18 protein-coding genes are annotated in these 12,637 nt (G+C 43.4%); all 18 read right to left on the reverse strand.

Going from position 1 to position 12,637, the window contains the following annotated elements; all coding sequences use genetic code 11:
• Positions 1-17: 17 nt before the first annotated feature.
• Positions 18-764: a phage tail tube protein gene (locus tag AC0VYT_RS09070; protein WP_005019518.1), complete on the reverse strand. Its 747-nt coding sequence runs from the start codon at positions 762-764 to the stop codon at positions 18-20.
• Positions 754-954: a hypothetical protein gene (locus tag AC0VYT_RS09075; RefSeq protein WP_005019516.1), complete on the reverse strand. Its 201-nt coding sequence runs from the start codon at positions 952-954 to the stop codon at positions 754-756. Before AC0VYT_RS09075 ends, AC0VYT_RS09070 begins: the two co-directional genes overlap by 11 nt.
• A 9-nt stretch (positions 955-963) precedes the next feature.
• On the reverse strand, positions 964-1,392 hold the full coding sequence (locus tag AC0VYT_RS09080) for a phage tail terminator protein (RefSeq protein ID WP_005019515.1): 429 nt from the start codon (positions 1,390-1,392) through the stop codon (positions 964-966).
• Positions 1,382-1,930, reverse strand: coding sequence for a phage virion morphogenesis family protein (locus AC0VYT_RS09085; RefSeq protein WP_005019514.1), 549 nt, complete (start codon positions 1,928-1,930; stop codon positions 1,382-1,384). Before AC0VYT_RS09085 ends, AC0VYT_RS09080 begins: the two co-directional genes overlap by 11 nt.
• Before the next feature lie 9 nt (positions 1,931-1,939).
• Positions 1,940-2,380 (reverse strand): gp436 family protein, encoded by a 441-nt coding sequence (locus AC0VYT_RS09090; RefSeq protein WP_005019513.1) that lies wholly within the window; start codon positions 2,378-2,380, stop codon positions 1,940-1,942.
• 8 nt (positions 2,381-2,388) lie between these two features.
• Positions 2,389-2,760 carry a hypothetical protein gene (locus AC0VYT_RS09095; protein WP_005019511.1) on the reverse strand — a complete coding sequence of 124 codons (372 nt, stop codon included), beginning with the start codon at positions 2,758-2,760 and terminating at the stop codon, positions 2,389-2,391.
• 10 nt (positions 2,761-2,770) lie between these two features.
• Positions 2,771-3,850 (reverse strand): major capsid protein, encoded by a 1,080-nt coding sequence (locus AC0VYT_RS09100; protein WP_005019510.1) that lies wholly within the window; start codon positions 3,848-3,850, stop codon positions 2,771-2,773.
• 5 nt (positions 3,851-3,855) lie between these two features.
• Positions 3,856-4,230 carry a hypothetical protein gene (locus AC0VYT_RS09105; RefSeq protein ID WP_005019509.1) on the reverse strand — a complete coding sequence of 125 codons (375 nt, stop codon included), beginning with the start codon at positions 4,228-4,230 and terminating at the stop codon, positions 3,856-3,858.
• A 3-nt stretch (positions 4,231-4,233) separates the two neighbouring features.
• Positions 4,234-5,202 (reverse strand): hypothetical protein, encoded by a 969-nt coding sequence (locus tag AC0VYT_RS09110; protein ID WP_005019506.1) that lies wholly within the window; start codon positions 5,200-5,202, stop codon positions 4,234-4,236.
• Between the two features lie 120 nt (positions 5,203-5,322).
• Positions 5,323-5,706, reverse strand: coding sequence for a hypothetical protein (locus tag AC0VYT_RS09115; protein WP_005019504.1), 384 nt, complete (start codon positions 5,704-5,706; stop codon positions 5,323-5,325).
• 45 nt (positions 5,707-5,751) lie between these two features.
• Positions 5,752-6,957: a phage head morphogenesis protein gene (locus AC0VYT_RS09120; RefSeq protein ID WP_476496652.1), complete on the reverse strand. Its 1,206-nt coding sequence runs from the start codon at positions 6,955-6,957 to the stop codon at positions 5,752-5,754.
• On the reverse strand, positions 6,935-7,138 hold the full coding sequence (locus AC0VYT_RS09125) for a hypothetical protein (RefSeq protein WP_005019499.1): 204 nt from the start codon (positions 7,136-7,138) through the stop codon (positions 6,935-6,937). Before AC0VYT_RS09125 ends, AC0VYT_RS09120 begins: the two co-directional genes overlap by 23 nt.
• Positions 7,138-8,616 carry a phage portal protein family protein gene (locus AC0VYT_RS09130; protein WP_005019496.1) on the reverse strand — a complete coding sequence of 493 codons (1,479 nt, stop codon included), beginning with the start codon at positions 8,614-8,616 and terminating at the stop codon, positions 7,138-7,140. Before AC0VYT_RS09130 ends, AC0VYT_RS09125 begins: the two co-directional genes overlap by 1 nt.
• Before the next feature lie 14 nt (positions 8,617-8,630).
• Positions 8,631-10,307, reverse strand: coding sequence for a terminase large subunit (locus AC0VYT_RS09135; protein ID WP_005019495.1), 1,677 nt, complete (start codon positions 10,305-10,307; stop codon positions 8,631-8,633).
• The gene (locus tag AC0VYT_RS09140; protein WP_005019494.1) at positions 10,304-10,801 is read right to left on the reverse strand and encodes a DUF2280 domain-containing protein; all 498 of its coding nucleotides are present in this window, start codon (positions 10,799-10,801) and stop codon (positions 10,304-10,306) included. Before AC0VYT_RS09140 ends, AC0VYT_RS09135 begins: the two co-directional genes overlap by 4 nt.
• Positions 10,802-10,854: 53 nt before the next feature.
• The gene (locus AC0VYT_RS09145) at positions 10,855-11,496 is read right to left on the reverse strand and encodes a putative metallopeptidase (protein ID WP_005019493.1); all 642 of its coding nucleotides are present in this window, start codon (positions 11,494-11,496) and stop codon (positions 10,855-10,857) included.
• The gene (locus AC0VYT_RS09150) at positions 11,456-11,932 is read right to left on the reverse strand and encodes a hypothetical protein (protein WP_005019491.1); all 477 of its coding nucleotides are present in this window, start codon (positions 11,930-11,932) and stop codon (positions 11,456-11,458) included. The genes AC0VYT_RS09145 and AC0VYT_RS09150 overlap by 41 nt, the downstream gene beginning before the upstream one ends.
• Positions 11,933-12,391: 459 nt before the next feature.
• The gene (locus tag AC0VYT_RS09155; protein ID WP_005019487.1) at positions 12,392-12,607 is read right to left on the reverse strand and encodes a hypothetical protein; all 216 of its coding nucleotides are present in this window, start codon (positions 12,605-12,607) and stop codon (positions 12,392-12,394) included.
• Positions 12,608-12,637: the final 30 nt, after the last annotated feature.

Genomic DNA, 12,637 nt, shown 5'->3' on the forward strand with positions numbered 1-12,637 from the left:
GTTACTCAGCTTTAGTATCAAGCTGCTACATTAAAACGATCAATGTGGCCAAACATGCTAAGTTCAGCATCATTTACCTTGGTAATGTCAGCCAGACATTCGCCCTCAATATCGTAACTAGAGAAATCCTCATTGATCAGATCAAATTCTGTTTCCGGTGAAAACTCCACACGCCATAAGGTCACGGCAACCTTATCCCCTTTATAGGTATCAACACCTTTAAAGAAGAAGCGGTATTCATTGCCGATATCGTTTGCAATCGCCGTACGTGTTAATTTTCCGGCTTTACCTGACCACTTAACGTCACCAGTCGGTGCAATATTAAAAATCACTGTACCGAATGCCGAATCGAGTACATAGGTATTGGCATCAATATCTGTATCAGCGCCGTCTTTAAACTTAACTTCTGACAGATTACGCTCACCCAGATCAATCATAGTCCCAGCTTCAACAGTACCTAGTGAGCGATCAGCGATAGTGCTTGCAGATACTTCAGTAACTTTACCACTCATCACCATGGCAAGATTTTGCTTGGTTACCTCTTCCAGGGTGCCGCTTACAGATACTCCTGTCTGCTTTCGCAGTACTGCATCTTTCGTACGAAAACCTGTTTTTGACTCATAGTGATCGGTCGAATCCGAAGTGATTTGAAGCTGCAGGGCTGGCATACTTCCTACTGGAAACATACCTGATACCGCACCATTAATAATTTTAGCCAGGAACAGTTCACCCTGTAACGAAATAACGTCTGGTTTATTTCCCATCTGCTTTTACCTCTTTTGTAGTTTTTGCTGCAGCTGGTTTCGACTCTTCAGAGGGCTTTTCTATTTCTACCTCCTTGATCGTACCTGCATCTAATTGCTGTCGGATTTCAGCATCGGTGAGTCCACCCACGAAATCCCCTTTTTTGAAACGCCCTAATGGTTGTTGGGCTACATATTGCTTTGCTGCCATGACTGGCTCCTAGATAAACATTTTGGATTCAAACACCAAAGTGATATAGACGCATGTTGGAGAGTAGTCCTCTTCAACTGCAATCAGGTTTAAAGGTCGTGCACTTGAAGCAGGCTGCCAACCTGATAATAATTCCAGGACTTGTTGCGTTAGTGCACCAGCACGATCCAGAACTGCAGAGCCATCATTAAGCTGTGCCGAAGCATGACGCTCAACCACCGTAACTTCCCATTGCTGGGCCAGCATGTTCATTGATGACTTTGCAACATCATCCAGCTTTCGGATACGGCGGTAATAGACCTGAGCATTTGCTGTAACCTGTGATAGCTCTGTAACATTTGCAGAGTTGGCCGGGGTATAAATCTTTTTAAGACCTGAAATCCCGTTGAGTTTCTCTGCAATTTCATCGCGCACCGCAAAGAAGTTTTTATCGCTCATCAGTTAAATGCTCCACGATATCATTTAATACATCCTGCTCATCCTGTTCGGTTAAACCCAAAAATGGACGGGCTGGCATATTGATGATATAAGCCTTACCCATAGATTCCTGCATGAAGTTAGAACGGGATTTACGGACAAATCTGTTACCCACCGTACCATCACGTCCCTGACGAAAATAGGTACGACGCATTCTGGCTTCATGACGTATTTCACCACCGAAGTGATGAATTGCGCCATAAATCACGTCAGTACCAATTTCTACTCCACTCTGCAGCACGTTATGAGTAATGGAATCCATCAGCCGTGAAGTCTTACGCAAAGTGGTACCGCCTTCACGTTTAACTCGGCCAGACAAACGCCATTTCCCTTCAAGTCCTTCGCCCTGCGTCCATCTATTACGGATATTGCTTACTATTGTTTGGCCAATCGTATCGAACAGTCTCTGTTGTGTTTCTTCAAAACCTGAAAGACGATGAAGTGCTTGCATTACTGCTGACTCACCATCAGCATCGATCTTTATTACAACACCAGCCATACCTCCTCCTTATTTAAATGAAGGCATCTTGTCTAGCGTTTCATCACCAAACACGCCTCCTACATAACTGGTTCCGATGGGCATTGTGGTAGGCCGGCCCTTAGGCTGATCATCTACAATTTCATTGGTTGCGGCCTGGATCTGTAGGTGTGCTTTTTCGTCTTGTACCCGTTCAAGAAATTTAATCGCATCCTTATAACGGTTACGTACTTCTTCAGTGGGTTGCTGGTAATAAAGCCGGTAACGGGCAATATCACAGGCCATGCGGTTCAGATTACTGGGCACATTGGGAAGAGGCAGAGGATAACGGCCACCGATATAACCGTTAATCTCTTCTGCCGCATCCTGAAGTGCTTCATTGATAGAAGCTGCTGCATCTGCATGCATCAGCTTTAGTTCTTCAATGTCATCAGCAAACCGCTTCACCATGTCTGCTTCTGTTGCGTACATAGATCACCTTACTTGGCTGCATCAGCGCCCTGTTCAGCTGGCTTGTCACTAGCCTTAGACTTAGACGCTGGCTTAGCCTTTTCAAGCTCAGCCACTTTTGCCTTAAGTTCAGCAATTTCCTGCTCAGCCTTGGCTTTATCAGCAGCAGCGGTCTGATTGGCTTCAGTTAAAGTAGTATTTTCTGCTGTCAGCTCTGTATTAGCCTTTTCAAGCTCAGCCAGACGTGCTGCGGTACCATCTGCTTTAGGCTCTTCCGGCTCCTGATATTCTTCAATAGCGCCAGATGCTAAAAGGGCCTGAAGTTGTTTAGCTTCAAGCCCTTTGATTTCATCACCTGGCATAAAATGCCCGATGGATTGTTTTGCTGTGTACTTCGGCATTTAAGCCTCCTTATAGAGTAATGAAGCCACGGCCACCAACAACGCCGTTTTTGTTAGAAGGAACAACCAAAGGAGCAGATTCAGTCATCAGCATAATGCCGCTTGGATCTTCACAGTACCATTGACGGTCAAAGTACTGCTGAGCCACGCCATTAGCGGTCATGTTCTTAATCTTGCAATGGGCCACTGAACCATTGGTATCCGAGATCAGACTGAAATAATCTTTCTCAATGAAGCGGTTCACCTTACCCTTATGACGGTAGGTTGCATCGTAAACCCAGAACTCTACTCCATCAAAAGTACCTTTCAATGTCGGTTTCTGGCTTACACCGAAGCTTGGTACAACTGGTACAGAGATCCCTGCATACGGTGTCACAAATTCCTTTTTGAAATCTGCATCATTCCATAAGGCCTGCCACACCAGACCAGACATCAGCGCCATTTTTGCTTCACCACCATCTGCTTCGAGCTGACGTTCCAGCATACGGCGGATATCATCCACCGGCTTGGCACCTGCCTGTCCCCATGCTACAAGTGGCGTGTAATTTAGGGATGCATCACGCTCATAATCAACCAGGTTATATTCATAATCATCAGAATGCAGCAGATATTTGCCATTTTTCAGAAGATCAATGGCCATCATTAGAACCGAGTTATCAATCGCGTCATGGTTGCGTTTCATGACAGCAATTTGAGAAATCACCATCTTTTCCTGTTCAGAGAGCTGCTGGTTACCGGTAGAGATAATCCCCGCAGTGCGTAAACGCTCTAACAAGGCAATTTCAAAAGTATCTGCAGCAGTCACCTGATTTTTAGGTTTGTAGTATGCCGGTTTAACATGAGTTACTTTTGCAGACTGAGTAGTTTCAAATGGCTTACCTGGCTGATTTGGTGATACCAGCGGGGCCAGATCATGATCAGCAGAAAGCTCAGCTAGTGGCACATCATCCCGGGTAAACAGTGGACGGTTTGGAAACAGGCGATCTAGCAGCCATGTATCCATTGGACGGTAATTGCTATGAATGAGAGCAAGCTCACCCACATCCAGAAGTTCAAGTGGAGTACCGTCAATATTAAAAGACTGTGGCATGTTGATTACACCTTAGAAAGTTCGATTTTGTTTTTGGTTGCTTTGGCACGGGCAGCATCATATTTCGCCTTGTCCAGCAACGCCCCATTTAAAGACACGGCCTCAACGTTAAATACGCCGCCGTAGTACATTGGAATTTCTATCCCTTCAGCCGCTTTAATGGTTGCTTCGGCTGCGGTAACGTTCTGGCCACAGATCACATCCCAGGATGATTCATCTGCAGCATGAGTCAGTACATTGTCATCAGATAGTGTCAGTAAATCGCCGTAATTGTAGGCGGTACCTGCAGTTACCTTGCCATTGGCACGGCGCAGCTTTTCATTGTCGAGTACCAGTTTACGTGTAGTAAGTGATACCGGTGGAATATAGTGAATAGGCATAAATTATTTTCCCTTGTTTTGTTCAGCGAAGGCTTTCGCACCTGCTGTGAATTGATGTTCCTTGTTACCGCCCGATCCGCCTTGTCCACCAGTAGCCTGATGATTGAACAGGTAGTTCAACGCAGGATTTACACTTGGTGTTTGTTGTTGCTGCTGGCCAGCTGGTGGCTGCTGTCCACCTGTAGAAAACTGTCGAAGCTGCTTTGCAGTAAAGGCAAAGACGGAATCATCCATATTGGTATATGCAGTTTTATCTTCAGCACTGAATTGTGTTTTAAGCTCTGTTTCTAAAGCTGCAATCTCATCAGCACGTTTCTGGGCTTTAAACTGTTTCAGCTCTCCCAGCGCATCATCGCGCTCCTTTTCTGCCTGCTGTTTGGCCTGTTGTGCTTTTTCTAGTTCGGTCACGTCTGTGTCCTCTTTGGTTGGGTTTGAATTGGCTTTGCCTGAGAAGGCTTCAATAGTGGTTTGAGTGTCCGCACCCACCCCACAAATTGTGATTTCATGCACTCGCACATTTCGGAATACATGCAATGGACCAGTAAATTGCTGCCCATTTACTTCAACTGTTTTACCTGGTGCAATTTCTTCAATGGATTCTGGATCAGCCCACCATGACATTTGGAATGGATATTCCTCATCGATGTCTTGCACGATTTCTTTAGCTTTTGCATTGCTAAGAAAATGACCTTTTGCCCTAAAGGTTTGGTTGATTTCATATGAAGTGGCTACACCGACACGCTTACCACCAAAATGTTCTTCAACTAAACCAGTTTTAGCTTTTAACTGTAATCCTTGGAGGTCAATCACCACACCTGAGCGACCCCAGTAATAGTGATTGTCGATACGACCACCGCTATATACTTCTGCTTCAAATGTTCGGCGCTTTGTTTCACCATCTTCCATTGTAGTGATCGGAACATTTACAGCAGTAAACTGACAGCGCAAATGCTCCTGATTTAGTTCAGGCATTTTTCATGCTCCATAAAAAAACCTCTGTTTCGAGAACAGAGGTTTACAATTCAATGATATATGTTGGTAGTTTTTAGAGATTAGTTCAGAGAGTGAGGTTGATATATAAACGAAATCAGCTTAGTTATGTGCCTGTCTAATACTTTGAATTTTATAATTTAATGATAATCCTCCATTTCCAAAATTAAGGTTTAATGATTGATTAGCCTGAAGAGGAAGTGCTTCTAAAGTGTTATCAGGTAGGCGTTTAAAACAAGGATTAACTGTAACCAAGTATTTATCTTTGTCATCAGGACATAAATGTAGACGACAACTGTCAAAATCACAGATTTGGACAGAGTAATCAGTCATATAACCAGTATAACCTTCTGTTAGAGTAGCTCTTCCACCTATAAAATCAGATAAAAAATTAACTGGTCTATCGCTTTCAACCACAATACTCAGATCGTTTTGAGTATCTTTATTCTCCGTACCCTCTTGTATTAAAAAAAGAAAATACTTCATTCCTACCTCATGTAAACTATTATTTTAGTGAACACAATCTATATACTAGGTAGAAATCCTTTTCAATATGTAAAATATTTCGTCACTCACTATTTGCCTTGAAACTACCTGAAAAGATATGCCTAAGGGAAACAGTACGCCTTGCCCTGCATTTAACTTTTCCAGATCAATGCCTAAACCTTTAGCATTTTCAATCTGAATCACAATATTTGAAGCAGAACCTGCAAGCAGTAACGGCGCATCCAATGTAATGACCTTACCTACCTCCAATGATGCAGCGTAGGCTAGTGAAGCTGATCCAGCCACTGTAGTTGCACTATTCGATGCCACTGCCTGTAGCCTGCCTAAATCCTCCTTCAACCAGCGTTTAAGCACTTCCTCAGCCAGAGTAATAGGGGGCTGCTTTAACTGCGCCGTAAGAACTGAATCATTACCCTGTACATAGTTCAAAAAAGTACGAATCGCACTTGGCCGGATATCTGGATCAAGTGGAATCACTGTATTGGCCACCACATCAAATAAGTCCCGAGTCTTATCATCCATTGGAGCAAATAAACTGGCCAACTTTTTACTTGCTGTCCACTCGGCCTTGATGATCTCTTTCTGCTCCAGCAAAAATGCTTTATTCAGGTCAGAATCCAGAATCTTCTGGTCCACCAGACCTGATAGATTGCCATAGGTCATTGGACTGGTACTCCAGCCCATCTCCTCAGCCACCTCCGGTAGCTGATCATCTGGCGTAATACCGTATTTTTCCGCCTGCTTTTCAGTTAATGCAATCACTGTACAGCGACACATGAAGCCCCACGGCGGGTAATACATGAGCCAGAATGGATCATCGATATGACGGATAATCCGGTTCAATGCCAAGTGACTTGGACGGACCCGGCTATCATCGATAGCTGAATACATCAGGTATGGTCGCTTGTCTCTATTGCGTTGCTGCTGTTGCCAGCGCCCATGACTATACGCCGTCTGAATATTGGTACGAAAAACGTTCTTGAGATAAGGCTCACTTAGCTTGATCTCATTTTCAGCGACCAGTTTCTTAAAGTCCTCAAATGTCGAGCCATCTGCAATAGCCTTGTTTACAGCGGCTATCACAGTCTGGATCTGTTCTATGCTCGATAAAAAACTGACCGTGGTGGCCAGTTGTCGTGTCTTGAGATCCAGAGAGTAAAACTCATCAGGCAATACGATTTTACGAGACCGGGCAAACTGTAAGGCCTCAAGAAATGTGACTGGTTGCATTGGCGGAATCCTTACTATAAACATGCCTTGCATTCAGCCAAAGCTTGAAATATTCATCACGAACATCAAAGTAATGGCCCAATTTCTTACGCTGATATATTGAGAATTCATCGAAAACCAGTCCACAATATTTGGTGCAAAACTCTTCAAACTCATCATATAACGTCTGAATATCTTCCATCACTTCCCTCCACTCGCCATCACATACCCTAGTACATCACCTGCATATAAAGCCCGCTCAAGATTCGCCGTGAACTGCGACTGACTGGCCTCAGGCATGATCTGCATCAGATTAAAGGCTAGCTCTTCAGGAGTTGTACTCTTCTGCAGAAGCTCATTTACCTGGGCATTGCTTAAGAGTTCCATGTTTCGCTGTGCATCAGTCAGCTCTTCTACTTCCTGCTGTTCAGGTGATAGCTTTCTGGTAGTTGCTGCAAAGCTAAAGGCTTTATGGGGTAGTGCATTGAATTGCTGTATTGGAGTGATATCTGAAGCTACCCCAACCTTGAAATGCTCAGGCTTGATACCGTAGGTTTCAATGATGTACTTGTCATTAAACTGCACACCCAGATCCTTAAGCTTCAAGTCCCGCTCGACCACTTTGACATTGAGGTCCTGTTCACCACCTAGAATGATCGTATGCTTATCAAATCCATTGAGGATACAAAGAGCATCAATCAACTCCTGGACTGTCGGTGAAATCATGCGTAAGTCAGAATTACGTTTATCCATTCTGACTTCATTGTGCACCACTCCAAGTGCCTTACTGCCACCACCGTCATTCTCAGATGTCATTGTTTGGCCGAGAACCACTTTCTGCACACGTCGGACCATGACCTTATCAAAAGCTTCAAATGCAGAAGCACCTGCACCAGAGAAGTTAGTTCCCACTGTAGTTACTTCATCTTCTGCAGGAATTGATAAGATCGATTGTGCATGAGCATTCAGTAAAGCAGCGGTCATCGCATCAATATCTTGCTGCTTACGATTCTGACCACCCACCTTACCGATTAATAACGGCGAACCAAATCGTTCCAGGAACTTCACCCAAAATTTAGTGGAGCTAGTTTTAAAGTACCAGATCCAATATAGCTTGGTGAGTAATGCTTCCCCATAAGGCTGCTTATAAGATGGTTTACGCCGTGTCAGAAAAAACTTGAGCGGATAAGTTTTAAATACATTTACTTCAGCACTGGACTGGGGCTTACGGAAGATCAGCTCACCATTATTTTTAGGCTCAAACCATTCCAGCGGCTTGACCATAATATCGGCAAGGGTAAACCGGTTATTCTCATCAATCTTGTAGTTAGCTTCCAAAACTGAGTAACCGTAGGGACACGCTTCCCAAGCACCTGATACAATTTCAAAATGCCATTTGGTAAAAAGCTCTTTTAAGAAAATGGTCTGTTTACCATGATCTTCTATGAATCGCCACGGCGCATTTAAAACTGCATCAAGCCGGGTTTCCATTGCCTGTGATATTTCATCATCCGTCATTAAGACCGAAAGACGTTGCCGAGAAAGTCCAGCTTGACGCAATACCTCATCCACATCAGCGGCTCGTCCCATAGCAAAAGCAAGATTCTCTACCGCTACACTGGTCATTAAGCCTGCTGATTTTGGCTTTGTCTCTTTCTGTTTGTTTTTGGATTTTGCCATATTAAAAACCTTGTTTAGAATCTGCGTGTACCACCTCCACCTGGTATTAATCGGGCAGGCGGCCTTATGTCACTAAAGCAAATCATGACACCGTCAGCGCGGTTCGGAGACAGTGCACCATCGGGTTGTTTATTCACTAAAATCTTGCCAGCACCATTCTTGCTATAGGTAGGCTGTGACAGCTCTCGTTTAAGTTGTTCAAGCTCTTGCTTGTTTATATCTTTGGTTGACAGTGAAATAAGACTATCGGGGTCATACTGCATTCCCTGCAAGGCTCGATAAGTATTCTGAAACCTAAGACGCAATGACCACCACATCTGGGCTTTAAGATTGGCAAAGAAGTCTACGTTTTTACGTGCCTCAACCATTTCCTGTTCCGGATTGTGTACTGCCCCTGATCCCCGAAACGGATTAGCTTCGATTTCTGGAATGCCTTTAGCTTTATTCAGCTCATTAATGACACGTGCATCACCACGCACACCAGCACCCAGACCATCTGCATCATAGAAAAATATATTCAGCTTTAAATCCAGGCATGCATCTATGGCTTTTTGAGTGGTACCAAAAATGTCATCACCAATACCAGACCAGGTATCTAAGTACTGCAGAACAATACCGTGACGCGCAGCAAATGAGTTTTTATCCTTGCCTTCATCCGCCACATCCAGTGCACCATTACGCTCACCAGAAGGCTCTATACCAAGCTTTATGTGAGCATCAACAGCAGCCTGCACCCATGCAGATGGTATCAATACCCCTTCTACTGAAGCAGCGTAATCAATATCAACTTCTTGGGCCAAAACAATGTCATCCAGTGTGGCCAGTTGTTTCTCATACCATGGATAAATCAGTTTGCCATCAAGTTCGACCTGCCAGTTTTTATCCGGATTATCACGCCAGGCCATGGTGAAAACGGCGTAACGGCCACTGAAACGATCCTGGTGAAACTTGTCACCAATACCATTCGGTGTTGAGCCTTTAATATGGACATTAGTGTTTTGTGATATTGCCGCGTCTACTGCTTCCTGACGTTCTACAAACGCCCACTCATCCAGAAAGTACATTGTGGTCCGTCCACCACGGCCAATGTTGTCTCCTGCTTCACCGGTAACCGTTGCACCGTTGTCTGGATTAATGATCCGCATGTAATTGTCATGCACTTTTTCAATAAAGCCCTTGGGCTTCATCCAGGCTGGCAGCTTGGAATACATATCCCTGAATTTATGAAGCAGTGTTTTTGGGTCACCCTTCTTGTCAACCAGATCCTCTTTTCGGCTCCCCACACCACCCGCAAAGCCTTCTACAAATAACCACCGGTGCAAGTAAAAGCCCAATACAACATAGCTCATACCTTCATCACGGCTTTTTTCAATCAAGCCATGTGTCTGAGTACTTTCACGTTCAATTAACCAATCTACAAGTTCAACCTGACCGGGACGCAAAGCAAAAGGAATATTTGCTGGCAGGCCAAAAGGCATACCTCGTGGATCATAAGTCCATACCCAATGGTTGAACCAGTGTGCCGGATCGTTTTTGCATTTATAGATTTCAGCCTGGATACTTAATTCATTCTGCTCTATCAATATCCGGTAGTAATAACGCCGTGTCATTTCCTCTATAACATCCGGCAGACGTACATTGATTGTCCACTCTTTAATTAGTGGCGCTATATCTTCAATTGCATAAGTCATAACTTGCCATTAATTGCTAAACGCGAAAGCTCCTGAGCGGACAGTCCAGCGAGCTCATCTGGGGTGAATTGATGTGTTGATTTGGTTTCTTGCTGGATCGGACCGCCGTCCTTACCGGTGATTTCTATTTTCTTTTCATAATGGCCTTTAACGATCTTTTGAATTTGATCAATTAGTTTAATGGCCAGCACCACGTTACTTTTTTTTGCCACCAATAAATCGCTCAAAATTTGTAATTGAACAATGTCATTAGCACCAATGATATTTTGTAGTGGTTGATCTAAATATTCCTGTCGGGCCACTTTAAATAGGTCAACGAACTCCTGAGCCAAGTCAGCTCCAGCTGCTTTAGTAGGGTCGTAATATTCCACCTGTTGAGGTGAAACATCCAGATTAAACTTTTCCTTGATGTCCTTCACTACTTCAGAGGGGGTCATAAACTGTGCAAGTGACCGAACTATAAATACTTTTTCTGCTTTTTTAAGCCTTGCCATAAGTCACCATCCATCAAGGAACATCAAGGAAAGTGGGCAAAAAAAATTTAAAACTACCCGATCACACACGTCCCACAACACGCAGCAATATTAGTTTCAGACACAAACGGCGCATTCTTCGCAATTTCCAGTAAACGCTTAACTGACTCATCAGCTCCCCAGCGTTTAGTCTCACCAAAGAACACCTCGACATCATGGCCAGCCAAGTAATGCTTTGGTAAGCCGGTCATATCGCTATAAATGATTTCGCCGTCCTCATCACGTTCAACACCGATGTGATAAAGCTCATGCTCAATCAAACGGCAGAACTCCTGATCATTAGAGTTTTTGCAAAAGCTTGCGTCTACTGTAATGAGATAAACAGGTACATAGCCGAACCAGTCCCGCATCTGCTGTTCCTGCCTAGCCTTTTTCCAACCACCCTGGTTAAACATCACCTTTTCACATTGGCCCAGTACCATACGTTTTTTCGCTACTGCCGCAGATGAAGCCCAAGCAAATGCCAGGAAGGTTTCATCATCATGAAGCAGCTCAGCGATATGATCATGGTCCGGATTGTGCAGCTGGCCACCCAAGGTTAAAAAGTTTTTAAGCACCCATTCTTTTAATTCAACGGCGGGTGCCAGCCGGATTGCTTCCTCTTCCTCTGCCTGATCAATCAGATCCGGCGGCGGGAATGGTCTGAACTGTTCCATTGAATGAATACCTCTTTAAGTGTTTAAGCCATTGACCAGCATGACTGGATTCTATTTGCAATGGTCCAGCTTCGTTGATCTTGTAACGGCTAGCTGATTCCAAACGTACAACGTTATAACCCATCTCTGCAGCATGATCATAACGATCCATGCTCCAAGCCTTATTGCTCAGTTTTCCCTTACGTCCACCAGACCAAGGCCCGCCTGCTATTTCAATTAAGATCCTGTGTTCGATCAAATGAAAGTCGAAACGCCAGTGCTTGGTAGATTTAAAGTGAAAGCATTTTTCAAATTTGATTTCTAAAATATCCAGAATCCGCTCTAGTTCTTCTTGGGCTTCGAGATATTTTTGAGTTGCCTTAGGTAATGGCTTTGCTCTTGGTACCTTTTTTAATGGCTTCTTTTTGGTTAGAGCTTTGTACTGGTCGGCATCCATAACTTACACCCATTAAAAAACCGCACTAACTTTAGTCAATGCGGCTTCTTATTCTTACCAAACTTAAATAACGCTATTCGATTTCTTTCCAGAAAGAGACATATAGTTTGAATTCTGACTTTATGAGAAATGCACTAATTAAAAATGCAGCCCCAATTACCAGAAACATTATATCTATATTCATAAACCCCACCAATTCAAGGATAATTCCAAGAATGCACAGTGCATAAAAAACAACTACGCCTAAATTTTCTTTCATTTGCTTCACCAGGAGAAAATTTGCTTTCTGCAAATTTGAACTGGCATATTTACATCAAAACTTCTTTAAATGGAAGAGACTGAGAAGTCTATCCGATAAATATAATTTTTGGTTATCTGGTTAATATTTTGCAAACCTCTTACTTTCTTTTTCTCCATGAGAGAAGAACCACTCAAAACTAGCTTAAGACTATTGTTCAGTTATTTAGGTGTTATAAGCACCACCAATAAGTTATCTTCTTCTAGCCAGTCAAACTCATACCCTTTAGCATCATAGTAAATTTCCAGTTTCTCTACTACTCCAGGCTCAATATCAGAATATTTCTCTTCAAAACTTATAGCCGTGTTTTTATTTACTTCCAGCTTATTATTGATACTAGAGATTAATCTTTCATAAGTAATTCTATAATTAGACATGATAAAAACTTCTTAATTTTTCGGCAAACA

Source organism: Acinetobacter sp. QJM3NY_42, assembly GCF_056173745.1.

Excerpts from the sequence above, each read along its gene's own strand:
- AC0VYT_RS09070 (WP_005019518.1), bottom strand. The coding sequence starts at position 764 with ATGGGAAATAAACCAGACGTTATTTCGTTACAGGGTGAACTGTTCCTG.
- AC0VYT_RS09075 (WP_005019516.1), bottom strand. The coding sequence starts at position 954 with ATGGCAGCAAAGCAATATGTAGCCCAACAACCATTAGGGCGTTTCAAA.
- AC0VYT_RS09080 (WP_005019515.1), bottom strand. The coding sequence starts at position 1,392 with ATGAGCGATAAAAACTTCTTTGCGGTGCGCGATGAAATTGCAGAGAAA.
- AC0VYT_RS09085 (WP_005019514.1), bottom strand. The coding sequence starts at position 1,930 with ATGGCTGGTGTTGTAATAAAGATCGATGCTGATGGTGAGTCAGCAGTA.
- AC0VYT_RS09090 (WP_005019513.1), bottom strand. The coding sequence starts at position 2,380 with ATGTACGCAACAGAAGCAGACATGGTGAAGCGGTTTGCTGATGACATT.
- AC0VYT_RS09095 (WP_005019511.1), bottom strand. The coding sequence starts at position 2,760 with ATGCCGAAGTACACAGCAAAACAATCCATCGGGCATTTTATGCCAGGT.
- AC0VYT_RS09100 (WP_005019510.1), bottom strand. The coding sequence starts at position 3,850 with ATGCCACAGTCTTTTAATATTGACGGTACTCCACTTGAACTTCTGGAT.
- AC0VYT_RS09105 (WP_005019509.1), bottom strand. The coding sequence starts at position 4,230 with ATGCCTATTCACTATATTCCACCGGTATCACTTACTACACGTAAACTG.
- AC0VYT_RS09110 (WP_005019506.1), bottom strand. The coding sequence starts at position 5,202 with ATGCCTGAACTAAATCAGGAGCATTTGCGCTGTCAGTTTACTGCTGTA.
- AC0VYT_RS09115 (WP_005019504.1), bottom strand. The coding sequence starts at position 5,706 with ATGAAGTATTTTCTTTTTTTAATACAAGAGGGTACGGAGAATAAAGAT.
- AC0VYT_RS09120 (WP_476496652.1), bottom strand. The coding sequence starts at position 6,957 with ATGCAACCAGTCACATTTCTTGAGGCCTTACAGTTTGCCCGGTCTCGT.
- AC0VYT_RS09125 (WP_005019499.1), bottom strand. The coding sequence starts at position 7,138 with ATGGAAGATATTCAGACGTTATATGATGAGTTTGAAGAGTTTTGCACC.
- AC0VYT_RS09130 (WP_005019496.1), bottom strand. The coding sequence starts at position 8,616 with ATGGCAAAATCCAAAAACAAACAGAAAGAGACAAAGCCAAAATCAGCA.
- AC0VYT_RS09135 (WP_005019495.1), bottom strand. The coding sequence starts at position 10,307 with ATGACTTATGCAATTGAAGATATAGCGCCACTAATTAAAGAGTGGACA.
- AC0VYT_RS09140 (WP_005019494.1), bottom strand. The coding sequence starts at position 10,801 with ATGGCAAGGCTTAAAAAAGCAGAAAAAGTATTTATAGTTCGGTCACTT.
- AC0VYT_RS09145 (WP_005019493.1), bottom strand. The coding sequence starts at position 11,496 with ATGGAACAGTTCAGACCATTCCCGCCGCCGGATCTGATTGATCAGGCA.
- AC0VYT_RS09150 (WP_005019491.1), bottom strand. The coding sequence starts at position 11,932 with ATGGATGCCGACCAGTACAAAGCTCTAACCAAAAAGAAGCCATTAAAA.
- AC0VYT_RS09155 (WP_005019487.1), bottom strand. The coding sequence starts at position 12,607 with ATGTCTAATTATAGAATTACTTATGAAAGATTAATCTCTAGTATCAAT.